Raw genomic sequence first — 25,532 nt, 5'->3', positions numbered from 1 at the left:
TGACTCTTATCTCATCCCTACGGCGGCCCGAGCCGCCCACGACGAGGAGTACCCATGCGGGCCCAGCGCCGCTCCGTGATCCGTACCGCCACCGTCGCGACCGGTGCACTGGCCGTGCTGCTGCTGCCGGCGGGTGCCGCCTTCGCCGCGGACACCACCGGTCCCTCGGAGAGCCGGACCTCGATCATGCTGCCCGACAACGGGCTGGCCGGACTGGCGGAGAGGGCCGGTCAGCTGCCCAAGGCGGGGCTGATCGGCGGGGCGGGGGTGCTGGGTGTGGCCGGTGCGGCCCTCGCCGTGCACCGCCGGCGCCAGGGGAGCCACGGGCAGCAGGCCTGAGCCCGTACGCGAAGGGTCCCGCGGCGCGACGCCCGGGGCGGCCCCGCGGGTCCGGCAGCCGGTCCCGGCCCGGGCGTCTGCCCTCCCCGGCGTCCCTACTCCTCCTCCGTGACCAGCCGCTGGACCTCCTCGTAGCCCAGCACCTCGCCGCCCGCCCCGGCCGCTTCCGTCGGCTGCCCGCCGGTACGGATGGCGTCGGCCGCCGTGAGCGTGGCCTGGAGGGCGGTCCGGAAGAGCAGTGAGCCGGTGCTGATGCGGCGTACGCCCAGCTCCGCCAGACGGCTGAGGGTGTGCCGCCCGGGGGCGAAGAGGATGTTGAGCGGGGCGGGGACCCCGGCTACCAGGGCCGAGATCTCCTCGTCGGCGACGACGCCCGGCACGAAGATGCCGTCCGCGCCCGCGGCGAGGTACGCCTCGGCGCGGGCCAGCGTGACCGAGAGGGGCGGCGGGCTGTCCGCCAGCCAGTGGGTGTCGATCCGGGCGTTGAGGTACAGGCCCGGCGCCCGCTCCTTCACCGCGCTGATCGACTCGGCCTGCCGCTCCACGTCCTGCAGCCCCTCGCCGCCCGGAAGCCCGTCCTCCAGGTTCAGTCCGGCCGCCCCTGCCTCCGCCAACTCGGCTGCCAGGTCGCCCACTTGGCCGGGGTCGCCGCCGAATCCGCCCTCCACGTCGACCGTGTAAGGGCAGGTCAGCCGGCCGTTGAGCCGTAGCGCCAGTGCCACCGTGGCGTCCCGTGCCTCGGCGAGCGCGCGCCCGTCCGGGTAACCGTGGGCCGCGGCGACGCCCAGGCTCGTGGTGCCGACCGCCGCGTATCCGGCCTTGGCGAGGGCCACGGCCGAGATGACGTCCCAGGCGTTGGGCAGCAGCAGCGGCTGATCGGCGTGGTGCAGCGCGTGGAAGTGGAAGGTGGCGTACTCCGGGGAGGTGCTCATACGGGCACCGTAGGCCGGAGCCCCAGGGGTAGGTGTCGAAGACTCGCGGCGGACCGCGGAGTCATGACCACTCCGGCGTACAGCCACCACGCGCCACCGCCCGGCCCGCCCGCGCCCGCCCCCGAAATCGCCGGGCGCCCGCCCGCCCCGGCCTCGTACCGTACGAGCATGACCGAGACGCCGCCCCGGAGCGGGACCGCGCCCGCCACCCTCACCCTCTGGCGCCCCACGGGCCCCGAGGAGCTCGCCCTGGTCGAGGCCTCCGACTGGCGCGCCTGGCCGCCCCGCCTGCCCGACCAGCCGATCTTCTATCCCGTGCTCAACGAGGACTACGCGATGCGGATCGCCCGCGACTGGAACGTGCCGGCCTCCGGCGTCGGCCATGTCACCCGCTTCCAGGTCGAGGCGGACTTCGCCGGGCGCTATCCGGTGCGGCAGGCGGGCGGCCGCACGATCCTCGAACTGTGGGTGCCCGCCGAGGAGCTGGCGGAGTTCAACCGGCATATCGTCGGGCGCATCGAGCTGGTCCGCAGCTTCCGTCCGCCGCAGGACGGGTGACGGGCGCGGGCGCGGCCGCTGCCCGCTACGGCCCGTCCGGACACCGCTGGTGACACGACGCGCATACGCCGCCCCCTACTTCCCCCCGCCGCACTCCCCCGCCCGCCCGTACACCGTGATCCGGGCGCCGCGTACCTCCTTGGTGCGGCAGACCCCGAACGCGGCGCGCAGCGTGGACCGCTTGGCGAGTTCCTGGTCGTTGTCGTCGGCGGGCTGGCCGTCCGGGTCGCCGGCGACGACGATCCGGCGGGCGGCCAGCATCCGGTCGCAGATCTCGTCGCCGGAGCGCTCGGTGCCGTAGAGGGTGTGCGAGGCCGACGGGCTCTCGGCCAGGGCCAGATCGTGCAGGCCGCGGAAGTCGCGCGGCAGGGTCGCCCGCCAGATCCGTCGCCGGGACGGCATGAACAGCAGCCCGTCGCCGGGCTCGGCCAACTCGCGTACGGCGTGCGCGACCGCGGTGACATCGTCTACCCGGCTGTCCGGGCTGCGCAGATGGACATCGACCGGCAACAGCGCCGCCGGCAGCAGCGCCACCGCCGTCCCCCGCCGCAGCCGCCGTGCCCCGGCCCGGCCCCGCTCGCCGTCCGGCCGCAGCAGCCGTGCCAGCGCGGCGCCCGCGAGCAGCGCGAACCCGACCACGTAGTAGAGGACATAGCGGTCCACGTAGGCCGGCTCGACATGGGAGAGCAGCAGCAGGAGGAGGGTGGGCAGGAGCAGCAGGGGGACGCCGAGGGCGCGCAGCCCGATGGGGCCGCGGGAGCGGACCCGGACGCGGGCGCAGGCGAGACCGAGGACGGCGAGCACGGCGAACGTCAGCAGCTGCAGCGGGTCGGGCCACATCAGCCAGCTGATCTGCGCCGACTGCCGGGTGCTGAACACCGCGAGCGGGGCCACGCCGGCGAGGACGGTGCCGGAGGCGAGCAGCCAGGCGCGCAGGACGCGGCGTGGCAGCCGCGCCAGGACCACTGCGGCGCCGTGCGCGGGCAGCGCCAGCACCGCGAACTCGTGCAGCAGGCAGGCGGTCAGCATCAGCGCCGTATAGCCGCACCACAGCGCCCTGCGCGGGCCGGCGGCGGCGAGCACCAGCACCTGGCTGGCCCAGACGACGAGCGCACAGACCATCGCGTACGAGCGGCCCTCCTGCGCGTACTGCTGGACGACCGGGATCAGCGCGAAGGTGAGGCCCGCCAGCAGTCCCGCCCGCCGGCCGACCAGGCGCTGTCCCAGCAGCGCTACCCCGGCGGCGGCTACCGTCATCGCCACCACGGACGGCAGCCGCAGACCGACCGCGTCGCCGAGGGCGCCGCGGAGGGTGGCGTCGTAGCCGGCGAACCAGAGGTGCATCAGCGCGTAGTAGAGGCCGTGCACGACATCGACGTGCTGGAGCGTGGACCACAGACCGGCGAGGCCGCGGTGCGCCATGTCGTAGGTGACGGCCTCGTCCCGCCATATGGCGTCCTGCCGGCGGATTCCCCACGCCCCCAGGAACAGCATCAACCCGGAGGGCACCAGCACCACCGCGCCCTGGGCCACCCAGGTGCCGCGGGCGGCGACGGGGGACACATACGTCTTCTGCGCTTGCGCTACGTCGATGACGGACTCCGGTCACGCGCGGGACGGACGGACAGACAGTCAGAAAGGCAGGCTCACGATAAGGCGTACCGCCGGGCCGCCGGGCCGCCTGTGGACAACCAGACGGGCGAGCGGGGCCGCAGCCGGGGAGGAACGCACACGAGGGCCGCGGGGCAAGAAGGAACCAGGCCCCTGGTTCACCGGTCGGAACCGGTGAACCAGGGGCCCGCGGGCGGTGATCCGGGGGCCGCGGGACGGACACCCGCGGCCCCCGTCACGCTCAGGTGATGCGGATGAGCTTCGCTCCGAAGGACGGCTCGACGAGGTCCTTCTGCAGGGCGACCGGCACCTTCTGCATGCTCTCGCCGTTGCCGACGGTCAGCACACCGACCTCGGTACCGGCCTTAGCGGTGTGCGGGACGGTCTTGCCCCCGTCACCGACGCTCAACGTCAGCTTCTGGCCGGGGACTCCGACCGCCTTCAGGTCCTTGGTGGCGACGACCGGCGTGAGTCCGTTCAGGCCGTCGTCGACATACCCGACGACCTGGCCCTTCTTCACCGCCGTGGCCGAGGTCAGCGCGCTGCGTACGGCCTCGATGACCTTCTTGCTGTTGTTCTTGACCATGGTGAGGCTGTTGGAGGCGTTCGGGTCCAGGCCCTTGAAGTGCTGGTCCATCATCGTGCCCAGTATCAGCTGGTCCTTGCCGTCGACGGTCTTGTAGGCCGCCCAGGACAGCGCGCCGCCGGCCGCCGTGCTGGAGCCGGTCTTGATGCCCTTGATGCTCAGCCCGGCCAGCAGCAGATCGTCGTTGTTGTTGTTGATCCGCTCCGGCAGGCCCTGGATCTCGGCGTTCGGCATGGCGACGATCGGCCGGAAGGCGTCGAACTTCATGACGGCCTCGGCCAGCTTGAGCTGGTCGACCGCGGTGCTCACCGTCTTGGGGTCCAGGCCGCTGGGGTCGGTGTAGGTGGTGTTCTTCATGCCCAGGTCCTTGGCGGCGGCGTTCATCTTCTTGACGAACGCCCCCTCATTGGCGGACTGAGTGTCCCAACGGGCCAGCAGCCGGGCGATGTTGTTGCCGGACGGGATCATCAGCATCTTCAGCATGTCCTGCTGGCTGAACTTCTGTCCCGCCCTGAGCCCCTCGATCCGCGACTCGTCCGTGGAGCCGCCCTCGGTCACCGCCTTGGCGTCGACCCCGATCTGCGGGCCCTTGTCGTCCTTCTTGAGCGGATGGTCCGTGAGGATGACATAGGCCGTCATGATCTTGGCCACGCTCGCGGTCGGCACCGGCTTCTGCGGGCCGAACGTCCCCACGTCCCCGGAGCCCACCACCTTGACCGCCGCCTGACCCTTCGCGGGCCACGGGACGGCGAGCTTGCCGCCCTCGAAGGTGAACGAGGACTTGGCGTCGCCGACGGTGAGCGTCGGGTCGGGCAGCGGGCGCACCGCCTGGGCGACCACGAAGACGATCACCAGCAGCGCCGCCAGCGGGGTCCAGATCTTGAACCGGCGGACGACCGTACGCAGCGGGGTCTCGGGCGGCGGCGGGGTGTTGGTGAGCTGCGCCAGGAGGTCGAGCGGCGGCAGCGGCTGCTGCTTGGTGCGCTCGGCCTCGGGCAGCTCGGACGGGGCGGCCGTGGCGGCGGGCGGCACGGTGCCCGGCCGGTCCGCGGGCTTGGACGGCGCGGCGGCCTTCGCGGACTTCGCGGGCTCGGCGGCCGGCAGCGCACCGCTCGCCTTGCCGGCCGGCTCGGCACCGGCCTTGTCGCTCGCCTTCTCCCCGGGCTCGTCGCTCTCCCCGGGCTTCTCCTCGGCCTTGTCGCCGGCCTTGTCGGGCGTACGGGCGGGAGTCTTCGGCGCCGTCTTGCCCAGCGACTTGCCCGCCGTGCCGTCGTCCGCCGACTTCAGCGCCACGAACTGGCTGGTCCGCTCCGAGTCCCGCTCGGCGACGTTCGCAGCCTTGGCCTTGGCCTTGGCATCGTCCTTGGTCTCGGTCTTGGCCTTGGCGTCGTCCTTGGCCGCGGCCTTGGGATCTTCCTTGGCCGTGGTCTTGGCCTCGGGCTTGGACGCGCTCTGGGAACCGCTCTTGGACTCGGCGCCGGCCTTGCCCTCGGCACCGGCCTTGTCCATGGCGTCGGAGGCGCCCTTGCTCCCGGACGCGCCCTTGCTCCCGGGCTTGCCGACGTTCTCCGGCTTGTCCTTGGTGTCGGCCTTGGCTTCCGCCTTGGCGTCCGCCTTGTCCTTGTCCTTGGCCTTGCTCGTGGCCGCGTCGCCGCCCTTGGCGGGCGGGGAGATCTTGAACGCGGTGGTCGCCTGATCGACGGCCTCGACCTCGGCACCCTTCCCCTTCAGCTTCGCGAAGGCAAAGACCCGGGTCGCGTTGTCGACCTCCGACTCCTCGGCACCGGCAGCGGCCTCTTCGCCGCCCTTGCCCTCACCGACACTGTCACCCTTGCCACCGCTCTTGCCCGCACCCGCCGCAGCGGCAGCCCCACCGGGCTTGCCCTTCTGCGGCCCGACGGTCTTGAACACGGCGGTCGGCTGGTCCACGACCTCGGCGTCCTCGGACCGCGACTCACCCTGGGCCCCGGACTCGGGCTCCTCCCCGGCCGCGGGCTCGACCGCGGGCTCGGCCTTGCCCTGGCCGCCCTTGCCCTCGCTCTTCCCCTTGGGCTCGCTCTTACCCTTGGGCTCCGGCTGGGACTTGGCACCGACCTTGGCATCGGCCTTGGCGTCGCCACGACCGGAGTCGGCGTCACCGTCGGCCTCGGCGTCACCGTCGGCAGGCACGTCGGCGTCGGCAGGCACGTCGGCGCCGACCTTCGCTTGCACCTCCGCCTTTGCTGCCGTCTTTGCGGCAGCACCCTCGGCATCCCCGTCCGCGTCCTCGGACTCCGCATCCGACGCCGCGGCGGCATCGACGCCGCTGTCGCCGCCCTCACCCGCCTCGGCGCCCGCTTCGGCATCCTCGGCGTCCTCGTCGTCCTTGCTCGCCACCCAGGCGGCCACAGCGGCGCGCAGCCGCTCGTCGCCGCCCCCGGAGCCCTCGGCGCCCTCAGTGCCCTCCTCGGCCCCCTGAGGCTCCTCAGACGCGCGTTCGGACCCCGACGCGGCCCCGGCCCCGGCATCGTCCGCCGAAGCGGGCTCAGCCCCGGATTCCGGCTTCTCCGCACCGTCCGTCCCGGGCTTCGCCTTCGCCCCGGACGTGGATTTCGCCCCGGACTTCGCCTTGGCCGCCGGCTTCTTCTTCGCCGTGGACTCCGGCGCCGGAGCAGGCTTCGGCTCCGCCGCGGCCTCCGCCCCGTCCTCAGGCTTCGGGTTCTTCCCGGAACCCGATTCCTTCGCCGGTTCGTCCGGCTTCCCGCGGAAGGCCGACAGCCGCGGATCGCGTTCGCTCCGCGCCGTCTTCCCCGACGACTGCTTCTTGTCCGACTTGTCGGGGGACTCGCCCGCCACCGATGTCTCCTTCATACGTCCCACGCTGCTGGCCCAGTGTTCCCAAGTGTCCTGTGTCCACGTGGCCCCATCTCGCCGCCACGCGTACCGGTAGGTACCGCACCCCTCAGAAAGATGTCGCCGAGGTGCAAGACGAGAACGACATACCTACCGGTTCCATACCGAACCCCCCACGCACTCTCGACAGATGAATGTGAGAGGGGTCACCCTGTCATTCATCCACGCGGGGAGGCATGGATGGGCAGGAGCCGCAGAACAATTCCGGAGGAGCTTCTGCTGCTCGCTCTGGACCCGGCAACGGGTACCACAGCGCAGCCGCAGTCGCTCGACCTCGGCCTGGCCGGGGCACAGCTAGTAGAGCTGGCTCTGGCAGGACGGATAGCCCCAGACGGGGATCGTATCGCCGTGGTGATGGCACGGCCGACAGGAGATCCAACTCTGGACTCCGCGCTCGAACTGCTGCGCCGACGCGGCAGTCCGGTGCGCGCGGTCCACTGGATCGGCGGGCCCCGACTCGGGCTGCGCCAGACCTACCTCACGCATCTCGAACGGTGCGGCATGGTGCATGCCGTGGCGGGCCAGATGTGCGGAGTACTGCCGACGACGCGCTACCAGGCGACGGAGACGGCCATCAGCCGGGAAATCAGGGCCCGGCTGGACAACGCGATCCGCACCGGCGTACCCCCGGACCCGCGGACCGCGGCACTCGCCGCGCTGGCCCATGCGGTCGGGCTCGGCAAGCATCTGTATCCAGGGAACGAAGGGCGTTCATCGCGCTCCCGTCTCCGGGATCTGATCCGGCACGACCCGATGGGCGGCCTGGTCGCACATGCCGTCATGGATGTGCAGAACGGCGTCGCGGCCCAACCCCGGCGGCCCCAGGCGGCGGCCGCCGGCGCGGGAGCCGTCCGGCAACCGGCCGCACGGGCCACGGCGGACCCGGCCGGCGCGCCGGTCCCGTCACGGCACGGCCACGGCCGGATGGCCCGGGTGGGCGCCCGCTGACGCGGGAGCACGCCGTACGGCCTCTCGCACCACCCGGCGCGGCACTCGCGCCGCTCGTACCACCCGTTCCCGACGTCCCGTCCGGGAGCCGCAGCACCACGCGCGGGGTGGCGGGCCGACCGTTACCGACAACGGCCGGTCCGCCACCCCGCGCCTGCGTTCGCTCGCCTTCTGTGTGCATTTCACTGCGCGGTGTCACCTCGGAGTGGCAGTCTGCTGAACAGAAAACGACAGCAGTACGGAGCCGGAGGTGCACGTCCCGTGGCGTCCCATGTCAATCCCACCGTCAGGCGACGCCGATTGGGCCAGGAGCTGCGAAGGCTCCGTGAGCTCAAAGGCATGACGGCGGAGGAAGTGGCCGAGCGTTTGCTGGTCTCGCAGTCGAAGATCAGCAGACTGGAAAACGGCCGCCGCAGCATCAGTCAGCGCGATGTGCGCGATCTGTGCGGGGTTTACGAGGTCGAGGACCACCGCATTGTGGATTCGCTGATGCAGATGGCCAAGGATTCGCGTCAGCAGGGCTGGTGGCACGCCTTCGGCGACATCCCCTACAGCGTCTACATCGGCCTGGAGACCGAGGCGGCCTCACTGCGGATTTACGAGTCCCTGCTGGTGCCCGGTCTGCTGCAGACCCCCGGCTACGCCGAGGCGGTCATTCCCGGCACGGTCCCCGAGCTGGCGCCCGACCATCTGGAGAAGCGCATCCAGGTGCGGATGCGCCGCCAGGAACGGGTCACCGACCCCGAGCGCCCGTTGCGGCTGTGGGTGGTGCTGGACGAGAGTGCGCTGCGACGGGTGGTCGGCAGCCACCTGATCATGCGCGAGCAGCTGGACCATCTCGTCGAGATGAGCCAGTTGCCGCATGTGACGGTCCAGGTTCTCCCGTACGACACCGGTGCGCACGCCGGCATGTCGGGAACGTTCTCCATCCTGGAATTCGACGATGCCGCCGATTCCAGCGTGGTGTACATCGAGGGCGTCACCAGTGACCTCTATCTGGAGAAGACCAACGATGTGCACAAATACACGATCATGTACGAGCATTTGCGTGCGCAGGCGCTGAGTGCGGAGCACAGCCGGGAGTTCATCGCGGATGCGGCGAAATCTCATGCGGATGCGATGAGTTGACGCCCGCCGGGAGACCGTCCGGGCGGTGAATCCGGAGGGCAATCCAGGGCGCCAATTGCACGGAATCCGGGATTCCGGAGAAGTGGGATCGCACGGTACACCTGCCGTCGCCCCGGTGAAAAGAGATCAAGAAATATGCCCTTCGTACGGGTGAACGGCCTCTGCGGCTCGTGATGTTGGCGCGTAGCGTCGTCGGTACCGAATCCCCGGTAACTCAGAGTGAGCTGGAGTGAACATGGCCGTGCAGCCCAATTCCGCATTCTCCTGGACCAAGTCCTCGTACTCCGGTGGCAACGGCGCCTGCGTGGAGATCGCCGTGCCGACTGCCGCGGCCATCGCCGTGCGGGACTCCAAGGACCCCGACGGTCCGCGCCTCACCTTCGACAACTCCTGCTGGAGCCACTTTGTGTCGGACGTCGCCGGTGGCGCGTTCGACGCGGCGTGACCTGAGCCGTCACCGTCCGCACTCCGCAGATGTGAGCCCTCTCGACTGGATCGCCGTCCCGGCCGAGGGGGCTCGGCCATGCCCGCCTCGGCTTCCGGCGGACCGGTGGGCCGGCAGACGTCCGGGTGCGGCCGCCGGCCGTACCGGTCAGCGCAGTTCGGACACGTAACGGTCGGTCCCGGGCACGGTCGGGAGGAACGGAGCCACCAGCTCCACCCGCCCCAGCCCCGACTCCGCGACCTCCTCCTCCAGGCCGGCGAACCGTTCGGTCCAGCCCTCGCGCGGGTCCTGCTCCAGGAACCAGAGCAGGGTCAGCCGGGTGTCGACGCCCTCCACCTGCCGCACGTACGACATCCGGTCCCCCGGCAGCGGCGTCGGCCGGAAGACCGTGACCATCGCGGCGGACGACCCCGGCAGCCGCCGCGGCAGATGCCGGGCGCACAGCCACTCCAGCAGCTGGTCCCGCTGCTCCGGGCCGTCCGCGTCGATCACCTCCAGCAGCAGCCCGGCGTACGGGTGGTCCAGGGCGTGGAAGTCGCGGGGGCCCGCCGCGCCGTCCCGGTAGACGGTCGCCAGATGGTCCTGGAAGGCCGTGAAGACATGGGTACGGTGCCGGTAGACCCGGCCGTCCCGGTTGAGGCGGGTGTTGATGCCGACGGTCCACTTCATGTGCTCGTCGTAGCGGCCCTCGGTGAGCCAGTACGTGGAGAGGTAGCAGCCGGCCGTGACGGGACTGGCGACGGCGGACTTCTCGGGGCGGCGCAGCAGTTGCAGCTCGCGGGTGGCGACCCAGCGGCGGCCCGCGAAGATCCATGGCATCGCCATCGCGCCCGCGATGTAGTGGTCGTCCTCGTACCAGCGGTTGTAGGCGTGTTCATGGCCGGGGTGCGGTTCGACCATGGTGATCAGCGCATGGCCGGGGCGCACGCCGTAGGGGCCGACGGCGGCCAGCTCGGCGTAGGCGGCGGGCCCGTCGGCGGCCGCGGCGGTGGTGACCTCTGGCGTTCGTTCGCTGTCTGCGGTCATGACAGACAGGTGTAGCTGACGTCGCATCAGATGGGGAGGGGCCCGCGCCCCCGCCCGGCTCATCATGCGGTCACCCCTGCGCTCCCGCCCCGGGCCGCCTAAGCTGCCGCGCATATGCGGTGAACGAGGGTTATGTGCAGAACACGAGTGACAGGAGTCGTCATGCCGGACGCGATAGTCGACCGCACCGCCCCCGTCCCCGGGCTCGCCGCCCGTGCGGCACGGACCGGCAGTTCGCCGGTACGCGACATCCTGGCGCTCACCGCGCGGCCCGAGGTCATCTCGTTCGCCGGCGGGCTGCCCGCGCCCGAGCTGTTCGACACGGCGGGGCTCGCGGCCGCCTTCCGGCATGTGCTGGCCGAGGACCCGCTGCGGGCGCTGCAGTACTCCACCAGCGAGGGCAGCCCGGAGCTGCGCGCGGCCGTCGCGGCGCGGACCACCGCACGCGGGCTGGCGACGGAGGCCGACGACCTGCTGGTGACCACCGGCTCCCAGCAGGGCCTGACGCTGCTGGCCACGGCCCTGCTGGAGCCGGGGGACGTGGTACTGGTGGAGAACCCCTGCTACCTCGCGGCGCTGCAGATCTTCTCCTTCGCCGGCGCCCGGGTGGTGCCGGTGCCGACCGACGACGAGGGGCTGGACCCGGCCGCGCTGGACGAGATCACCGCGCGGGAGCGGCCCAAGCTGCTCTACCTCGTGCCGACGTTCCAGAACCCGACCGGCCGCACGCTGTCCGCCGAGCGGCGGGCCGCGGTCGCCGGGATCGCCGCCCGCCGCGGGCTGTGGATCGCCGAGGACGACCCGTACGGGGAGCTGCGCTTCGAGGGTGAGCCGGTGCCGTGGGTCGCGTCCTTCCCCGGGGCGGAGGACCGTACGGCGCTGCTGGGCTCGTTCTCCAAGGTGATGGCGCCCGGTCTGCGGCTGGGTTCGCTGCGCGCACCGGCCGTGCTGCGGCGCGCCTGTGTCATCGCCAAGCAGGCCGCCGACCTGCACACCTCGACGGTCGACCAGGCCGCCGCGGCACGGTATCTGGCGGTCGCGGACCTGGACGCGCATCTGCGACGGGTGCGCGAGGCCTACCGCGAGCGGCGGGACGCGCTGGTCGACGGGCTGGCGGCGGCGCTGCCCGAGGGCTCGCGGTGGAACCGTCCGGCGGGTGGCATGTTCGTGTGGGCGACGCTGCCCGAGGGGTACGACGCGACGGCGCTGCTGCCCGAGGTGGTGCGGCATGACGTCGCCTACGTCCCCGGTGCGCCGTTCTTCGCCGGGCCGCCGGACGCCGCGGCCGCCCGGCTGTCGTTCGTGACGCACTCCCCGGAGGAGATCCGCGAGGGGCTCGGCCGGCTGCGCAAGGCGCTGGAGGGGGCGCCTCGGCACGGCTGAGCGCGGCCGCCGCGGCGCACGGTGTCCCGGCGTACGCCTCTGGCCTTCCGTGGCTCCCGGCCCTAACCTGACGCACCATCAGATGCGCGCTGGGCGGCCGCCGGGAGGCACACATGCTGCTGCGGGACAAGACCGTCGTCATCTCGGGTGTGGGGGCCGGGCTCGGCCATCAGGTCGCGGCGGCCTGTGTGCGGGAGGGCGCCTCGGTGGTACTGGGGGCGCGTACGGAGGCGAACCTCGCCAAGTCGGCGGCGCAGCTGGACCCTTCGGGGGCGCGTACCGCCTGGCGGGCGACCGATATCGGCGACGAGGAGCAGTGTGCGGCGCTGGCCGCGCTGGCCGTGGAGCGGTTCGGCGGGATCGACGCGGTGGTCCATGTGGCCGCGCTGGACTCGCTGTTCGGGGGCCTGCGGGACGCCGACTTCGACGTCTGGCACCGCGTCGTGGACGTCAACCTCCTCGGCACGCTGCGGATGACCCGGGCCTGTCTGCCGTCGCTCACGGCGCGCGGCGGCGGTTCGGTGGTGGTGATCGGCACCCAGTCGTCGGTCGCCGCGCCCTCCCAGGTTCAGCAGGCGGCGTACGCGGCGTCCAAGGGCGGGCTGGTTTCGGCGATGTACTCACTGGCGCGCGAGCTGGGGCCGGACCGGATACGGGTCAACACCGTGCAGCCGGGCTGGATGTGGGGACCGCCGGTGGAGGCGTACGTACGGTTCCAGGCGCGGAGTGAAGGCGTCCCGGAGGCCGAGGTGCTGGCCCGGCTCACCGAACGGATGGCGCTGCCCGAGCTGGCGACGGACGCGGATGTGGCGGAGACCGTGGTCTTTCTGGCCTCCGACCGGGCGCGCGCGATCACCGGCCAGTCGCTGCTGGTCAACGCGGGGGAACTGATGCGGTAGGCGGCGTTCCGGCCGCGCTGCGGGGTCGGGGTTTCCCGGAGGCGGCCCGTACGGGGAGGCGCCGGGGGCTCAGGTCATCAGGACGGTCGCCAGGAGCGCGTCCCCGGCGATGAGTTCCACGCAGAAGTAGAACCATGACGGGTACCAGGACTCCGGCGCCTCGGCGGGGCGGGCCGCGAGCCGTCCCTGGGCCATCCCCAGCAGTGCGACGGCGACCGCGAGCGCCGCGCCACGCCGCAGGGGGTCCGCCGGTCCGGCAGCCGTCCAGCCGAGCAGCGCGGCCATCGCGATCCCGAACCCGCCGTAGACCGCCCGCACTTCGGTACGGGCCGTGGCCCCGTTCAGAGCGATGCGGAAGGGGCGGACCAGACGGGCGGGAGCAGCCAGCCCGTACAGCCCCATGCCGAGGAAGAAGAGCGCGCAGGCGGTGCGCAGGGCGGTGACGGTGAACGCGGTGGCGTCAGGAAGGGGCATACCGTGAGGATGCCGCCATGGCCGACGACGCGCTTTCACCAACGTGCTGCCGCCCGGAGCCGCACCCGGAGCCCTCCGCCCGGCTGAGCCTGTGGCCCGGACGTGCCCGGTACAGCGGCCCCTCCCTGGAGCTGGACATGCACTCCGGCTCGGTGACCTGTCTCGCCGTCGGCGAGGAGGCCGGTTTCACGGTCGAGACGGCGGCGGACGGGGTGCGGCGTACCGCCCGGAGTGCGCTGATCCGTCCCCGCGTGGCACACCGGATCGATGCCCACGGCGGCCGGATGACCTTCTGCTACGTCGAGCCGGGCTCGGCGACGGAACGCGCCTGCCGGGAGGCGCTGGGGGCCGGCGGGGAGCCGGTGACGGTCTCCGCGGCGGCGGAGCTGGACCTCGTACGGCGGCTCTGCGCGGCGCCGGAGCGGGCGGAGCGCCCGGACCTCGATCCCCGCGTCCGCGCCGCCGTACGCCGGCTGCTCGCGGAGCCGCACCTCCCGGACGGCGCCACGGAGTACGCCGTCGCGGCCGGGCTGTCCCGGTCGCGCTTCCTGCACCTCTTCCGCGCGGAGACCGGGACGAGCTTCCGCCGCTACCGGATGTGGGCACGGATGCTGCGCGCCGCCCGGGCGCTGCGCGACTTCGGAACCCTGACCGCGGCGGCCGCGGAGGCGGGCTTCGCCAGCCCGTCCCACCTGAGCAGCACCTTTCACGCCACGTTCGGGGTGCGGCCGAGCCGGGTGCTGGGGGCCGGGTGCGTCATCGTCGATGAGGTGCGGGTTCCGGGGGCGGATTCCGGGGCGGATTCTGGGGTGGTTGCCGGGGGCCTGTCTTTGCGGGCTTTGCGGGCGCGCTAGGCCCGCGGGTAGCGGGCGAGCCAGCCCGGTGACGACCCGGCCGGGCCGTGCAGCGCGGCGCCCTGCGTCATCTCCATCGAGAAGTCGTCGGCCAGCTGCAGGATGGTGTCCCGGCCCTCCAGCTCGACCAGCCAGTCCGGCGGCAGCGCCGTCTCGCCGTGCAGGGTCCCCAGCAGATTGCCGCAGACGGAGCCGGTGGAGTCGCTGTCCCCGCCGTGGTTGACGGCCAGCAGGAGGCCGTGCCGGATGTCCTCGGCGACCAGTGCGCAGTACACGCCGATCGACAGCGCCTCCTCTGCCGTCCAGCCCTCGCCCAGGGACTCCACCCGGGCGGGCGTCGGCATGCCCTGCCGTACGGCGCCGAGCGCGCGCTTGAGGGCGTCGGTGGTCTCCTCGTGGCCCGGGCGGGTGGCCAGGTGGGCCAGCGCCTTCTGCACGGCGCCGTCGAGGTCCTCGCCGCGGGCCAGCCCATGGCTGATGACCGCGAAGGCGCCGGCCGCCAGATAGCCGGTGGGGTGGCCGTGCGTCTGTGCCGCGCACTCGACGGCGAGCTGGAAGACCAGCTGCGGCTCCCAGCCGACCAGCAGCCCGAACGGCGCGGAGCGCATCACCGCGCCGCAGCCCTTCGAGTCCGGGTTCTTGGGGGTCTCCAGGGTGCCCATGGCCTCGTCGCCGAGGCCGCTCAGGCAGGCCCGGCCCGGTGCCCGGCGGGAGTACAGCCACTCCTGGCGGGCGAGCCAGCCGTCGTCCTCCCTGCGCTCGTCCGGGCCCCAGTCGCGCTGGGTGACGGCCCAGCGCAGATAGGCGCGGTGGACGTCGGTGGGCGGGTGCCAGGCGCCGGTGTCGCGGCGCACCTGGGCCCTGATCAGGCCGTCCACGGTGAACAGGGTCATCTGGGTGTCGTCGGTGACCGCGCCGCGCCGCCCGAAGGCGGGCACCAGGTCGGTCACGCCCTCCTGGCCGTGCGCCCCGCGGATCGCGTCGAGCGAGTCGAACTCGATACCGGCGCCGAGGGCGTCGCCGATGGCGCCGCCGAGCAGACAGCCGCGTACCCGGCTGCGGAAGTCCTGCTGCTCCGCGCGCCCCCAGAGGGCGCCGCCCGCCGCGCTCATGCCGAGACCTCGCCCCGCCCGGCCTCGCATGCGTGCGGCGCGCACCTCTGAACGGCACGCTCGCTGCGTTCGCTCACTGCGCCCTCCTGAAACTCACTACGTTCCGGGGCCGTACGGGGCCCCTGGCGCAGCACTGTAATCGACCAGGAATGATCAATTTTTGGCCAGGAGGGTATTGCGAATAGTCATTCGTAAGGAGGCTTTTGGCCGGTACCGTCCCGATGGGTGGGGGTCGGTGGGTGTGGGGTCGGTGGGTGCGGGGTTGGCTGGTGCGAGGCGGGAGACCGGCCCGCCGGTGCCTGGCGGGCAGCCCGATCCGTCAACCGGACCGAGGCGGCTCCGGTCATCCGGACGTGGGACCCGCCCCGCGGACGAGCGGCTCGGTCCCTCAGGAGGACCGGCCCCACCCCGTCCCTTCCGCCCCGCCTTCCCCTTCCGCCCCCACCTCGACGTTCATCCGTTCGATGATGGCGGCGGCGCCCGTTGGGCATGCTCTCCCCATGTCCGAGTACGAGTGGGATCGCACCACCATGGCTGTCGTCGCCTCCGCGCTCTCCGGAGACAGCGACGGCGCGGTGGAACTCCTCCGGCCGCTCCCCCAGAGCGATGTGTGCCATATCGCCGTACGACTCGCCGCCATGGCCGCCGACGCACTGATCGTCGCCGCCCAGGACAGCGGAGGCGACCGCGAGGAGGCACTGTCCCAGTGGCAGCAGTGCATCCTGCAACACGAGGCGGAGTACGAGGGGGGCGTGGGCGAGTGAGGGAGCGGCGGCCGGCCTGTGCCCCCGCCGCCTTCGGCTGACGGGCCGCCTGCCCGCCCGGGGCGGTGGGGAGTGGGCGCCGGGCGGCTAGTCCACGACCGGCAGCAGTTCCGGCAGGTGGCCGTCCGATGCGTGGGCGGCGGCCCGGCGTTCCTCGGGGACCGGGCCGTAGGACGTGGTGCGGGGGCGGGCCGGGCGGCCGGCGTGGTCGGCGATGGCGATGAGGTCCTGGATGGAGCGGTAGGAGCCGTAACTCGATCCCGCCATACGGGAGATGGTCTCCTCCATCAGGGTGCCGCCCAGGTCGTTGGCGCCGGAGCGGAGCATCTCGGCGGCGCCTTCCGTGCCGAGCTTGACCCAGCTGGTCTGGATGTTGGTGATGTGCGGGTGGAGCAGCACCCGGGCCATGGCCGTCACCGCGCGGTTGTCACGGGTGGTGGGGCCGGGCCGGGCGATGCCGGCCAGGTAGACGGGGGCGTTGGTGTGGATGAAGGGGAGGGTGACGAACTCCGTGAAGCCGCCGGTCTCCTGCTGGATCTCGGCGAGCAGGCGGAGGTGGCCGAGCCAGTGGCGGGGCTGGTCGACATGGCCGTACATCATCGTCGAGGACGAGCGGATGCCCAGCTCGTGGGCGGTCTTGATGACCTCGACCCAGGTGGCGGTGGGCAGCTTGCCCTTGGTGAGAATCCAGCGGACCTCGTCGTCGAGGATCTCGGCGGCGGTGCCGGGGATACTGTCCAGGCCCGCGGCCCGGGCCTCGCTCAGCCACTCGCGGATGGACAGCCCGGTGCGCGTCGCGCCGTTGACGACCTCCATGGGCGAGAAGGCGTGCACATGCATACCGGGGACGCGTTCCTTGACGGCGCGCGCGATGTCGAAGTAGGCGGTGCCGGGCAGGTCGGGGTGGATGCCGCCCTGCATGCACACCTCGACCGCGCCCACGTCCCAGGCCTGTTGGGCGCGGTCGGCGACCTGGGAGAGGGAGAGGGTGTAGGCGTCGGCGTCGGTGCGGCGCTGGGCGAACGCGCAGAAGCGGCAGCCGGTGTAGCAGACGTTGGTGAAGTTGATGTTCCTGGTGACGATGTAGGTGACGTCGTCGCCCACGGTGTCGCGGCGCAGTGCGTCGGCGAGGGTGCAGAGGGCGTCCAGGGCGGGCCCGTCGGCGTGCAGCAGCGCCAGGGCCTCCGCGTCGGTGAGCCGGGTGGGGTCGTCGGCGGCCTGCGACAGGGCCTGGCGTACGTCGGAGTCGATGCGCTCCGGCGCCATCCCGGGGGCCGCCGCCTCGCGCAGCGCCTCCCAGTCGCCGTAGACCTCGTCGAAGTCGTCACGGCGGTCGGAGGTACGGCCCTCGGTGTCGATGCTGTGGTGCAGGTCCGTGCGGCCGGAGGCGCTCATCGTGAAGCCCTCGTCGGGCTCCTGCCAGGGGCGGCCCACCACGGGGGCGTCCTCCACGGCCAGGCCCGTCTCCGGGTCGGCGAGGGCGCGGACGTGCGGCAGCAGGCGGGGGTCCAGCCACGGTTCGCCGCGCTGGAGGAACTCCGGGTAGATGGGGAGCCGTTCCCGCAGCTCGAAGCCGGCCGTGGCGCAGCGCTCGGTCAGCTCGTCGATCTGCGGCCAGGGGCGCTCGGGGTTGACGTGGTCGCGGGTCAGCGGGGAGACGCCGCCCCAGTCGTCGATTCCGGCGTCGATCAGCAGCTGGTACTCGCCGTCGACCAGGTTGGGCGGTGCCTGGATGCGGGTCGACGGGCCCATGAGGTGCCGGGCCACGGCGATCGTCGCGGCCAGCTCCTCCAGTTCGGCGTCCGGCATTCCGCGCATCGCCGTGTCCGGCTTGGCGCGGAAGTTCTGCATGATCAGTTCCTGGATGCCGTGGTAGGCACGCTGGATGCGGCGCAGCGCGAACAGGGACTCGGCGCGCTCCTCGTACGTCTCGCCGATGCCGATGAGCAGCCCGGTGGTAAAGGGGACGTTGGAGCGGCCGGCGTCCTCCAGGACCCGCAACCGGACGGCCGGGTTCTTGTCCGGCGATCCGTGGTGGGGGCCGCCGGGCTCGCTCCACAGCCGCTCGGCGGTCGTCTCCAGCATCATCCCCAGGGACGGGGCGACGGGCTTGAGCCGCTGGAAGTCCGTCCACGACAGCACCCCGGGGTTGAGGTGCGGCAGCAGACCGGTCTCCTCCAGGACGCGGATGGCCATGGCGCGGACGTACGAGAGCGTGTCGTCGTAGCCGTGCGCCTCCAGCCACTCGCGGGCCTCGGGCCAGCGGTCCTCCGGCTTGTCCCCGAGGGTGAACAGCGCTTCCTTGCAGCCCATTTCGGCGCCGCGGCGGGCGATGTCCAGCACCTCGTCGGGCGACAGGAACATGCCGTGGCCGTCCCGGCGCAGCTTGCCGGGGACGGTGACGAAGGTGCAGTAGTGGCACTTGTCCCGGCACAGGCGCGTGAGGGGGATGAAGACACCGCGCGAGTACGTGATGACCCCGGGGCGGCCCGCGGCCTCCAGGCCGGCGTCCCGCACCCGGGCCGCGGAGGCGCACAGGTCCCGGAGGTCCGCACCGCGCGCCTGCAGCAGCACCGTGGCCTCGCCGGCATCCAGCGCGACACCGTCGCGGGCCCGCTTGAGTGCCCGGCGCATCGCGTTCGCCGTGGGCCGGCCGGCAGCCGGAGCGGCGCTCGTCTCGCGGTCGGATGCCTGGTCAGGTCCCTGCGCGCTGGAAGTCATCCTCCGAGGATACGAGCGGCCACCGACAGCCCCGCCGCCGGAGAAGGGGCCGTTGGTGTGCCGCTGATCACTGCGTCCGGATGTTCCGGCGGGGCGCGGAACGGGCACTTCCCGGCGGCGGCGGATCGCACGCTCACATACCGGCCAGCAGCTCGTCGGAGTACGTCCTTGTCAGGAACTCCATGTTGTGGCCATCGGGGTCGAGGAGGTAGAGACCGCGGCCGCCGTCCAGGGTGTTGATCTCCTGGGGCCGGTGGTGCATGGGGTCGGCCCAGTAGGACAGCCCGCGCTCCTGTATGCGGCCGAAGATCTTGTCGAACTCCTCCTCGGTCACCAGGAACGCGTAGTGCGTCGGGACGAACTCCCTGTCTGCGACATGCTCGGAGTAGTCGAGGGCCACCCCGTTGTCCAGCTTGAGGGCGGCGAAGGGGCCGACCGCCTGGGGCTCGGGCAGGCCCAGCAGATCGGCCAGGAAACGGGCGGAGGCGAAACGGTCGGTGCTGTGCACGATCGTGTGGTCGAGGCGAGGCATGGGGTCTCCTTGATCTCTGTGTCCCGTGATCGGCGTGATCCCCTGATCTGCGGGATCGTCCGGACCGTCGCTGTTCTTGGACCGAGGGCCGATCTCCTGACCGTTGAGTGCGGGTGGCTCAACAGGTCCTCACCTCCGACGCTACGACCGCGGCGGCCGGGCGCGAATCGGTCTCCGGTCCCGGACCGGGGAGGGGTGCCGTACGCCGATGGACCTAGGGCCTGTCCGGCTCGATCGCGCTCCTCCGGGCCTCCCGGCGTCACCCGTCCGGTACGGCATGCTGCCGTGCGTCACAGGTACTGCGCGTAGTCGTCCAGGGTCCGCAGCACCTCCGCCTCCCCGGCCGCGGGCAGTTGCAGCACCACCTCGCGCAGGCCCAGCTCTCGGTAGTGCGCCAGCTTTCCGGCCGACGGGCGGACCGCGTACGGCACCACCACCGGCTCACCGGTGCGTCCGGCGTCCGCCCACGCCTGCCGCAGCACCGGAACGGTCTCGGTCAGCCCCCGCCCGCCGATCGGCAGCCACCCGTCCGCGTACGCGGCGATCTGCCCGAAGAGCTTGGGTCCGGCCGCGCCGCCCAGGAGGATGCGAGGCGCGCCGTTGGCCGGCTTGGGGTGGGCGAAGGACGCCCGTACCGACCCGAACGCGCCCTTGTACGCGGTCGGTTCGTCGGCCCACAGGGCGCGCATCAGCGCCACCCGGTCCCGGGTCAGCTCCCGCCGGGTCGACCACTCCACCCCGTGGTCGGCGGCCTCCTCGACGTTCCAGCCGTAGCCGATGCCGAGGGTGAAGCGGCCACCGGAGAGGAAGTCGAGGGTGGCGACCTGCTTGGCGAGGCCGACCGGGTCGTGCTGGGCGACCAGGGTGATGCCGGTGCCGAGGGCGAGCCGCTCGGTGACCGCGGCGGCCTGGCCGAGCGCGATGAACGGGTCGAGGGTCCGGCCGTATTCACGCGGCAGGGGCTCACCCATGGGCGCGGGAGTCTCCCGGCCGGCCGGGATGTGGGTGTGCTCCGGGAGGTAGAGGCCGGCGAATCCGCGCTGTTCGAGCTCGTGGCCCAGCCGGTCCGGCCGGATCGTCTCGTCGGTCAGAAAGATCGTGGTCGCGATCCGCATGCTGGGGACACCTCCGCGTCGGGGCTGTGCGTGACCGCATGGTGCCTCACCGCCCGACGGTTATCCACAGCCCTTTCGCTCGGTGTCACAGCCGCGTACAACAGATTTCACGCGGCGCAACGAGCCGGCCGCGCGGCGGACACCGCACGACGCAGGGGGGCGGGATGGAACGGCGTGATGTTCTGAGACTTTCGGCGGTTGCGGGCGCGACGGGCGCGCTTACGCTCGGACGTGTGAGCTTCGCCGAGGCGGCGTCCGCCGACGGGCGGTCCGGAGGCGGGCCGGGCGAGCGGACCCGGCGGGTCACCGGCCATCTGCCCACGGGCGCTCCCGACTTCGTGTACCTGCCGGTCGAAGTGCCGCGCGGGGTGCGCGAGATCGCCGTGTCCTACCGCTACGACAGGCCCACCGTCCCCGAGGGCACGGCCGGCAACGCCTGTGACATCGGCATCTTCGACGAGCGGGGCACGGACCTCGGCGGCGCCGGCTTCCGCGGCTGGTCGGGTGGGGCGCGCACGGAGTTCTTCCTGCGCGCCGACGAGGCCACCCCCGGCTATCTCCCCGGCCCCGTCAACGCCGGCACCTGGCATATCGCCCTCGGCCCGTACACGGTCGCCCCGCAGGGGCTGTCCTACGAGGTCACGGTCACCCTGAAGTACGGCCCCCAGGGGCGCACCCCGGCGCCCGTCCATCCGCCCGAGCGCGCCCGGGGCCGGGGCCGCGCGTGGTACCGCGGGGACAACCACCTGCACTCCGTCCACTCCGACGGCAGGCGCACCCCCGCCGAGATCGCCGCGCTGGCCCGCGCCGCCGGGCTGGACTTCCTCACCACCTCCGAGCACAACACCACCTCCTCCCACCGTGCCTGGGACGGCCTGTGGGGCGATGACCTGCTGATCCTGACCGGCGAGGAGGTCACCACCCGCAACGGCCACGTGCTCGCGATGGGGACCGACCCCGGGGTCTTCATCGACTGGCGCTACCGGGCCCGCGACAACGCCTTCGAGAAGTACGCCCGCGCCATCCGGCGGGCCGGCGGCCTGGTCATCCCGGCGCATCCGCACGCCACCTGCATCGGCTGCAACTGGAAGTTCGGGCTCAACGAGGCCGACGCGGTGGAGGTCTGGAACGGCCCGTACACCCCCGATGACGAGGTCACCCTCGCCGAGTGGGACAACACCCTGGTCGCCCACTCCCGGGGCCGCGCCGACTGGCTGCCGGCCGTCGGCCACAGCGACGCCCATCGCGACCCCGATGTCGTCGGACTGCCGCAGACCGTGGTGCTCGCCGAGGACCTCTCGCGCCGGGCGGTGCAGGACGGCATCCGGGCCGGCCGGGTCTGGATCGCCGAGTCGTCGAAGGTCGGCCTGGCGTTCTCGGTCTCCGGGGAGCGGGGCGAACACGCCGGAATCGGCGAGCGGCTGGCGGTCTCCGGTACGGCGCGGGTCACCGCGCGGCTGACGGTCTCGGGCGCCCCCGGCTGCACGGTCTCCTTCGTCACCGACCAGGGCCGACTGCACTCCGCCCCGCTGTCCCCCTCGGGCGACGGCACCGTCAGCTGGCAGACCACCCCCGCTCACGCCGCCTACATACGCGCGGAGGTCCGCCACCCCGCGACCACCCCCGGCCTGCCGGGCCCCATGGCGGCCATGACCAACCCGGTCTTCCTGGGGCGCCGGGGCTGAGCCGGGCGGGCCTGACGGCGTCGGGAGGGGGAGCCCGGCGCGGCCGGGCCCCTGCTCCCCAACTCCCCCGCTCCCGCCCCTACTCCTCCACCACCAGCGCCGGCGTGGCACGGGTCAGTACCTCGCCGCGGAAGAAGGCGGGGCTGCGGCGCTGCATCAGCAGCATGATCACGACGCCGAGCAGCAGCAGTCCGACGCCGATGACGAAGACCGAGCCGATACCGAAGACCGAACTGCCCGATCCATAGGCGGGGTTCCACATGTCGACCAGCGTTTTGCCGAAGACGGCCGCGAGCAGGGCGCCGCCCAGCGCCGGGAAGATCCCCTTGAACAGCAGGTCGCGGGCCGAGTTCCGCAGCTCGCGGCGGAAGAACCAGGCACAGGCGAAGGCGGTGATCGCGTAGTAGAAGCAGATCATGAGGCCGAGTGCGTAGATGGTGTCGATCAGCACGTTCTCGCTGAGGAAGCTCATCACGGCGTAGAAGACACCGGTGGCGACACCGGCCGCCACGGTCGCCTGCGCCGGGGAGCGGAACCGCGGGTGAATCCTGGCGAAGGACGCGGGCAGCGCCTCGTAGGTGCTCATCGCCAGGACCGTACGGGCCACCGGGATGAAGGTGGTCTGAAGGCTGGCCGCGGCCGAGGCGAGGACCGCGACGAAGAGCAGTACGCCGAGCACGGTGCCCATGACGGGGTCGGCGAGCGCGGCGAAGACGTTGTCGGCGGTGTCCGGGTTGCCGAGGCCCGGCCCCTGGTTGCCGATGCCGGAGAACATCTGGGCGGCGACGGCGGTGAGGAGGTAGGAGCCGATCAGTACGACCATCGCCAGCAGGGCCGCCCGGCCGGGTGTCTTCGCGCTGCCGGCGGTCTCCTCGTTGACGGTGAGGCAGGCGTCCCAGCCCCAGAACATGAAGATCGACAGCGACAGGCCGGCCGTGAAGGACGAGAACGACTGGACGGCGAACGGGTCGAGCCAGGTCCAGGAGAAGTCGAGGGAGCCGGCGAAGTCGCCGGACCGCGCCTTGGTCACGGCCAGCACGACGAACACCGCGAGCACCGCGAGCTGGAGCCCGACCAGGGCGTACTGGACGCCCTTGGTGGCGGTCATCCCGCGGTAGCTGATGGCGGTGGCGAGGGCGATGAAGGCCAGGCAGGTCAGCACATGGGCGGCCTTGTTGTCGTCGAGGGCGGCGACGGCCTGGCTGCCGGTGAGTTCACCGAGCAGCAGATAGAAGAACGAGGTGGCGACGCCCGCCAGATTGGAGAGCACGATGATCGTGGCGATCACCAGACCCCAGCCGCACATCCAGCCGACCCGTGGCCCGAAGGCCTTGACCGTCCAGGTGAAGGAGGTGCCGCAGTCCGGCACGGCCTTGTTGAGTTCGCGGTAGGCGAAGGCGACCAGCAGCATCGGCAGGAAGCCCGCGAGGAAGACGGCGGGCATCTGCACCCCGACCTCGCCGACCGTGGGGCCGAGGGTCGAGGTGAGGCAGTACACGGGTGCGACGGTCGAGATGCCGATGACCGCGCTGCCGAGCAGCCCCACGGAGTTGCCGCTGAGGCCCTTGCCGCGGGTGCCGCCGCCGGTGTCACCGACGGGAGCGCCGACGCTCGTTACCGTGTCTCCGGTCTGGGGCCGGGGGTCAACCTGAACCATGAACAGGACGTTAGGGCCTGCTGTATCCGCATCCGGAAGATCATCCTCCGGGGAATAGACCTTCACCACAAAGGTCAACCCCTCATCCACACCCACTATTGCGAGGAGAAGAGAAGGCACCACCTTCACTTCAACGCTTCCGGGTTACATCTTTCGCATTGCGAGAACCGCAGCAACGTCCGCTTTGTCCCAGTTCAAAATTTTCCCGTCCCCCGCCGATCCCACAGCAGCCGCCGAGCCGGCCCCGGCACCCCACCCGGCCGCCGCGCCCCCGGCCGCCGCGCCCCGCCGCCGCACTCCCGCCTCCTCACCCCGCCCAGACGATCGCCTGCAGCTCGCTGTAGGCATGCAGCGCGTAGGAGCCGACATCACGCCCCACCCCGCTCTTCTTGAAGCCGCCGAACGGCGCCTCCATGTTCCGCCCGACCGTGTTCACCCCGACCCCGCCGGCCCGCAGCCGCCGGGCCACCCGGAAGGCGCGGGCGACATCGCCGGACCACACGTAGTCGATCAGCCCGTAGTCGCTGTCGTTGGCGAGGGCGATCCCCTCGTCCTCGTCGTCGAAGGGCAGGACGGCGACGACCGGACCGAAGATCTCCTCCCGGACGACCCGCATGTCCGGGGTGCAGTCGGCCAGCAGCGTCGGCGCGACGTAGAAGCCGCGCTCCGGAAGGGACTGCCGTCCGCCGCCCGCCACGACCCGGGCGCCCTCCTTCCTGCCCAGCTCGACATACGACGCGACCCGGTCGCGGTGCGCGGCCGAGATCACCGGACCGACCACCGTCCCCGGCGCCCGGGGATCGCCGACCGGCAGCCGTCCCAGGTACCGCGTCAGCCCTTCCACCAGCGCCTCGTACACCCCGCGCTGCGCGATCACCCGCGTCGGCGCGGTGCAGATCTGCCCGCTGTAGAAGGAGTACGTCGTACCGATGCCGGCCACCGCCGAGTCCAGGTCCGCGTCGTCGAAGACCAGCGCGGCGCCCTTCCCGCCCAGCTCCATGAGCTGGCGTTTCATGCCGCGGCCGCACACCTCGGCGATGCGCTGCCCCACGGCCGTCGAACCGGTGAAGCTCACCATGTCCACGTCCGGCGCGTCCACGGCCGCCTCACCGACCGCCGGGGAGGCGCCGCTGACCACGTTCACGACGCCCGGCGGCGCCCCCGCCTCCGCCAGCGCCGCGGCCATCCGGTAGACCGACAGCGGGTCCTGCGGGGCGGGCTTCACCACGACGGTGTTGCCCATCGCCAGGGCCGGGGCGACCTTGCCCGCCGGGTTGGCCCAGGGGTTGTTGTACGAGGTGATGCAGGTGACCACGCCGACCGGCTGCCGTACCGCCAGGGCGCCGAGCACGCCCGCCCTCCCCATCGGCCCGGCCTCGTTGATCTGCGGCGGCAGCGCCTGCTCCACGGGCTCCAGCGCCCCCTTCGCATACCGCCGGAAGCGCGCCACCCCCACCGCGACCTGCATCCCGCGCGCCGTGCCGGTCGTCGCACCGCTCTCCGCCTGCGCCAGCTCGGCGTGCGCCGCGGCGTCCCGCTGCATCACCTCGGCGGCCCGGTCGAGGATCGCGGCGCGCCGCTGCGGCGACGTCCCGGACCAGGCGGGGAAGGCCTCGCGGGCCGCGGCCGCCGCCTGGTGCACCTGCTCCGGGCTCGCCTCGGGCGCGAGCCCGACGACCTCCTCCGTCGCCGGGTCGATGACCTCGTAGTGCCCACCGTCCGGCGCGGCCCACTCCCCACCGATGAACAACCGCTCCGGAGCCGTCACCTGCCGCTCACCGCCCCCGCACCCGGCGCACCGCACCGCGGGCCGCCCGGGCCCGGCGCCGCGCCCCGCACCACGCCCCGCCGCTCGCCCGCACCCCGCCCCC

General features: G+C 72.4%; 21 protein-coding genes. 10 read left to right on the top strand and 11 right to left on the bottom strand.

Annotation, left to right across the window (positions count from 1 at the left end; all coding sequences use genetic code 11):
* The first annotated feature begins 54 nt into the window (after positions 1-54).
* Positions 55-339, top strand: a complete 285-nt coding sequence (locus ACGFN2_RS17330) for a hypothetical protein (RefSeq protein WP_393361029.1) — start codon at positions 55-57, stop codon at positions 337-339.
* Between the two features lie 95 nt (positions 340-434).
* On the opposite strand, the gene ACGFN2_RS17325 is transcribed toward ACGFN2_RS17330, so the two are convergent.
* Positions 435-1,271 (bottom strand): isocitrate lyase/phosphoenolpyruvate mutase family protein, encoded by an 837-nt coding sequence (locus ACGFN2_RS17325; protein WP_393361026.1) that lies wholly within the window; start codon positions 1,269-1,271, stop codon positions 435-437.
* A gap of 168 nt (positions 1,272-1,439) precedes the next feature.
* On the opposite strand from ACGFN2_RS17325, the gene ACGFN2_RS17320 reads away from it, so the two are divergent.
* Complete coding sequence (locus ACGFN2_RS17320) at positions 1,440-1,829, top strand: ADP-ribosylation/crystallin J1 (protein WP_393361023.1); 390 nt, start codon at positions 1,440-1,442, stop codon at positions 1,827-1,829.
* A gap of 75 nt (positions 1,830-1,904) precedes the next feature.
* Here ACGFN2_RS17320 and ACGFN2_RS17315 read toward each other — a convergent pair whose 3' ends face one another.
* Both ACGFN2_RS17315 and ACGFN2_RS17310 read right to left on the bottom strand, forming a co-directional pair.
* Complete coding sequence (locus tag ACGFN2_RS17315; protein ID WP_393361457.1) at positions 1,905-3,323, bottom strand: hypothetical protein; 1,419 nt, start codon at positions 3,321-3,323, stop codon at positions 1,905-1,907.
* A 358-nt stretch (positions 3,324-3,681) separates the two neighbouring features.
* A complete protein-coding gene (locus ACGFN2_RS17310; protein WP_393361020.1) occupies positions 3,682-6,876 on the bottom strand; it encodes a D-alanyl-D-alanine carboxypeptidase in 3,195 nt (1,064 codons plus the stop codon).
* Between the two features lie 222 nt (positions 6,877-7,098).
* Between ACGFN2_RS17310 and ACGFN2_RS17305 the strand changes: the two genes are divergently transcribed.
* From ACGFN2_RS17305 to ACGFN2_RS17295, 3 genes are all read left to right on the top strand, one after another.
* Positions 7,099-7,866: a GPP34 family phosphoprotein gene (locus tag ACGFN2_RS17305; protein WP_362602782.1), complete on the top strand. Its 768-nt coding sequence runs from the start codon at positions 7,099-7,101 to the stop codon at positions 7,864-7,866.
* A 261-nt stretch (positions 7,867-8,127) separates the two neighbouring features.
* Positions 8,128-8,994, top strand: coding sequence for a helix-turn-helix transcriptional regulator (locus tag ACGFN2_RS17300; protein ID WP_362602785.1), 867 nt, complete (start codon positions 8,128-8,130; stop codon positions 8,992-8,994).
* A 235-nt stretch (positions 8,995-9,229) separates the two neighbouring features.
* The gene (locus ACGFN2_RS17295) at positions 9,230-9,439 is read left to right on the top strand and encodes a DUF397 domain-containing protein (protein ID WP_362602788.1); all 210 of its coding nucleotides are present in this window, start codon (positions 9,230-9,232) and stop codon (positions 9,437-9,439) included.
* 147 nt (positions 9,440-9,586) lie between these two features.
* Here the strand turns inward: ACGFN2_RS17295 and ACGFN2_RS17290 are convergent, their stop codons facing one another.
* On the bottom strand, positions 9,587-10,465 hold the full coding sequence (locus ACGFN2_RS17290; protein WP_393361016.1) for a hypothetical protein: 879 nt from the start codon (positions 10,463-10,465) through the stop codon (positions 9,587-9,589).
* Between the two features lie 162 nt (positions 10,466-10,627).
* Between ACGFN2_RS17290 and ACGFN2_RS17285 the strand changes: the two genes are divergently transcribed.
* Both ACGFN2_RS17285 and ACGFN2_RS17280 read left to right on the top strand, forming a co-directional pair.
* Complete coding sequence (locus tag ACGFN2_RS17285) at positions 10,628-11,848, top strand: PLP-dependent aminotransferase family protein (protein WP_362602794.1); 1,221 nt, start codon at positions 10,628-10,630, stop codon at positions 11,846-11,848.
* A gap of 113 nt (positions 11,849-11,961) precedes the next feature.
* Complete coding sequence (locus ACGFN2_RS17280; protein WP_362602797.1) at positions 11,962-12,747, top strand: SDR family oxidoreductase; 786 nt, start codon at positions 11,962-11,964, stop codon at positions 12,745-12,747.
* Positions 12,748-12,816: 69 nt separating this feature from the next.
* Here ACGFN2_RS17280 and ACGFN2_RS17275 read toward each other — a convergent pair whose 3' ends face one another.
* Positions 12,817-13,221: a DUF4345 domain-containing protein gene (locus tag ACGFN2_RS17275; protein WP_362602800.1), complete on the bottom strand. Its 405-nt coding sequence runs from the start codon at positions 13,219-13,221 to the stop codon at positions 12,817-12,819.
* A 17-nt stretch (positions 13,222-13,238) separates the two neighbouring features.
* Here ACGFN2_RS17275 and ACGFN2_RS17270 point away from each other — a divergent pair, with 17 nt between their 5' ends.
* The gene (locus tag ACGFN2_RS17270; RefSeq protein ID WP_393361012.1) at positions 13,239-14,075 is read left to right on the top strand and encodes a helix-turn-helix domain-containing protein; all 837 of its coding nucleotides are present in this window, start codon (positions 13,239-13,241) and stop codon (positions 14,073-14,075) included.
* Here the strand turns inward: ACGFN2_RS17270 and ACGFN2_RS17265 are convergent.
* Positions 14,072-15,187 carry an ADP-ribosylglycohydrolase family protein gene (locus ACGFN2_RS17265; RefSeq protein WP_393361009.1) on the bottom strand — a complete coding sequence of 372 codons (1,116 nt, stop codon included), beginning with the start codon at positions 15,185-15,187 and terminating at the stop codon, positions 14,072-14,074. The genes ACGFN2_RS17270 and ACGFN2_RS17265 overlap by 4 nt on opposite strands.
* A 500-nt stretch (positions 15,188-15,687) precedes the next feature.
* Between ACGFN2_RS17265 and ACGFN2_RS17260 the strand changes: the two genes are divergently transcribed.
* Positions 15,688-15,951 carry a hypothetical protein gene (locus tag ACGFN2_RS17260; protein ID WP_085925785.1) on the top strand — a complete coding sequence of 88 codons (264 nt, stop codon included), beginning with the start codon at positions 15,688-15,690 and terminating at the stop codon, positions 15,949-15,951.
* An 87-nt stretch (positions 15,952-16,038) separates the two neighbouring features.
* Here ACGFN2_RS17260 and ACGFN2_RS17255 read toward each other — a convergent pair whose 3' ends face one another.
* From ACGFN2_RS17255 to ACGFN2_RS17245, 3 genes are all read right to left on the bottom strand, one after another.
* Entirely contained in the window at positions 16,039-18,672 is a 2,634-nt protein-coding gene (locus ACGFN2_RS17255) for a bifunctional FO biosynthesis protein CofGH (protein WP_393361005.1), read from the bottom strand.
* Positions 18,673-18,805: 133 nt separating this feature from the next.
* Positions 18,806-19,204, bottom strand: a complete 399-nt coding sequence (locus tag ACGFN2_RS17250) for a VOC family protein (protein ID WP_393361002.1) — start codon at positions 19,202-19,204, stop codon at positions 18,806-18,808.
* A gap of 290 nt (positions 19,205-19,494) precedes the next feature.
* On the bottom strand, positions 19,495-20,319 hold the full coding sequence (locus ACGFN2_RS17245) for a TIGR03619 family F420-dependent LLM class oxidoreductase (RefSeq protein WP_362602815.1): 825 nt from the start codon (positions 20,317-20,319) through the stop codon (positions 19,495-19,497).
* 164 nt (positions 20,320-20,483) lie between these two features.
* Between ACGFN2_RS17245 and ACGFN2_RS17240 the strand changes: the two genes are divergently transcribed.
* A complete protein-coding gene (locus tag ACGFN2_RS17240) occupies positions 20,484-22,004 on the top strand; it encodes a CehA/McbA family metallohydrolase (RefSeq protein WP_393360999.1) in 1,521 nt (506 codons plus the stop codon).
* Positions 22,005-22,083: 79 nt separating this feature from the next.
* Here ACGFN2_RS17240 and ACGFN2_RS17235 read toward each other — a convergent pair whose 3' ends face one another.
* Positions 22,084-23,661 (bottom strand): APC family permease, encoded by a 1,578-nt coding sequence (locus tag ACGFN2_RS17235; RefSeq protein WP_393360996.1) that lies wholly within the window; start codon positions 23,659-23,661, stop codon positions 22,084-22,086.
* 307 nt (positions 23,662-23,968) lie between these two features.
* On the bottom strand, positions 23,969-25,429 hold the full coding sequence (locus ACGFN2_RS17230; protein WP_393360993.1) for an aldehyde dehydrogenase family protein: 1,461 nt from the start codon (positions 25,427-25,429) through the stop codon (positions 23,969-23,971).
* Positions 25,430-25,532 lie beyond the last annotated feature (103 nt).

The organism is Streptomyces sp. NPDC048612 (genome assembly GCF_043199295.1).
Classification (GTDB): domain Bacteria; phylum Actinomycetota; class Actinomycetes; order Streptomycetales; family Streptomycetaceae; genus Streptomyces.
This window is presented reverse-complemented; position numbering and strand designations above follow the sequence as displayed.

Excerpts from the sequence above, each read along its gene's own strand:
- ACGFN2_RS17330 (WP_393361029.1), top strand. The coding sequence starts at position 55 with ATGCGGGCCCAGCGCCGCTCCGTGATCCGTACCGCCACCGTCGCGACC.
- ACGFN2_RS17325 (WP_393361026.1), bottom strand. The coding sequence starts at position 1,271 with ATGAGCACCTCCCCGGAGTACGCCACCTTCCACTTCCACGCGCTGCAC.
- ACGFN2_RS17320 (WP_393361023.1), top strand. The coding sequence starts at position 1,440 with ATGACCGAGACGCCGCCCCGGAGCGGGACCGCGCCCGCCACCCTCACC.
- ACGFN2_RS17315 (WP_393361457.1), bottom strand. The coding sequence starts at position 3,323 with ATGCTGTTCCTGGGGGCGTGGGGAATCCGCCGGCAGGACGCCATATGG.
- ACGFN2_RS17310 (WP_393361020.1), bottom strand. The coding sequence starts at position 6,876 with ATGAAGGAGACATCGGTGGCGGGCGAGTCCCCCGACAAGTCGGACAAG.
- ACGFN2_RS17305 (WP_362602782.1), top strand. The coding sequence starts at position 7,099 with ATGGGCAGGAGCCGCAGAACAATTCCGGAGGAGCTTCTGCTGCTCGCT.
- ACGFN2_RS17295 (WP_362602788.1), top strand. The coding sequence starts at position 9,230 with ATGGCCGTGCAGCCCAATTCCGCATTCTCCTGGACCAAGTCCTCGTAC.
- ACGFN2_RS17290 (WP_393361016.1), bottom strand. The coding sequence starts at position 10,465 with ATGACCGCAGACAGCGAACGAACGCCAGAGGTCACCACCGCCGCGGCC.
- ACGFN2_RS17285 (WP_362602794.1), top strand. The coding sequence starts at position 10,628 with ATGCCGGACGCGATAGTCGACCGCACCGCCCCCGTCCCCGGGCTCGCC.
- ACGFN2_RS17280 (WP_362602797.1), top strand. The coding sequence starts at position 11,962 with ATGCTGCTGCGGGACAAGACCGTCGTCATCTCGGGTGTGGGGGCCGGG.
- ACGFN2_RS17275 (WP_362602800.1), bottom strand. The coding sequence starts at position 13,221 with ATGCCCCTTCCTGACGCCACCGCGTTCACCGTCACCGCCCTGCGCACC.
- ACGFN2_RS17270 (WP_393361012.1), top strand. The coding sequence starts at position 13,239 with ATGGCCGACGACGCGCTTTCACCAACGTGCTGCCGCCCGGAGCCGCAC.
- ACGFN2_RS17265 (WP_393361009.1), bottom strand. The coding sequence starts at position 15,187 with ATGAGCGCGGCGGGCGGCGCCCTCTGGGGGCGCGCGGAGCAGCAGGAC.
- ACGFN2_RS17260 (WP_085925785.1), top strand. The coding sequence starts at position 15,688 with ATGTCCGAGTACGAGTGGGATCGCACCACCATGGCTGTCGTCGCCTCC.
- ACGFN2_RS17255 (WP_393361005.1), bottom strand. The coding sequence starts at position 18,672 with ATGACTTCCAGCGCGCAGGGACCTGACCAGGCATCCGACCGCGAGACG.
- ACGFN2_RS17250 (WP_393361002.1), bottom strand. The coding sequence starts at position 19,204 with ATGCCTCGCCTCGACCACACGATCGTGCACAGCACCGACCGTTTCGCC.
- ACGFN2_RS17245 (WP_362602815.1), bottom strand. The coding sequence starts at position 20,319 with ATGCGGATCGCGACCACGATCTTTCTGACCGACGAGACGATCCGGCCG.
- ACGFN2_RS17240 (WP_393360999.1), top strand. The coding sequence starts at position 20,484 with ATGGAACGGCGTGATGTTCTGAGACTTTCGGCGGTTGCGGGCGCGACG.
- ACGFN2_RS17235 (WP_393360996.1), bottom strand. The coding sequence starts at position 23,661 with ATGGTTCAGGTTGACCCCCGGCCCCAGACCGGAGACACGGTAACGAGC.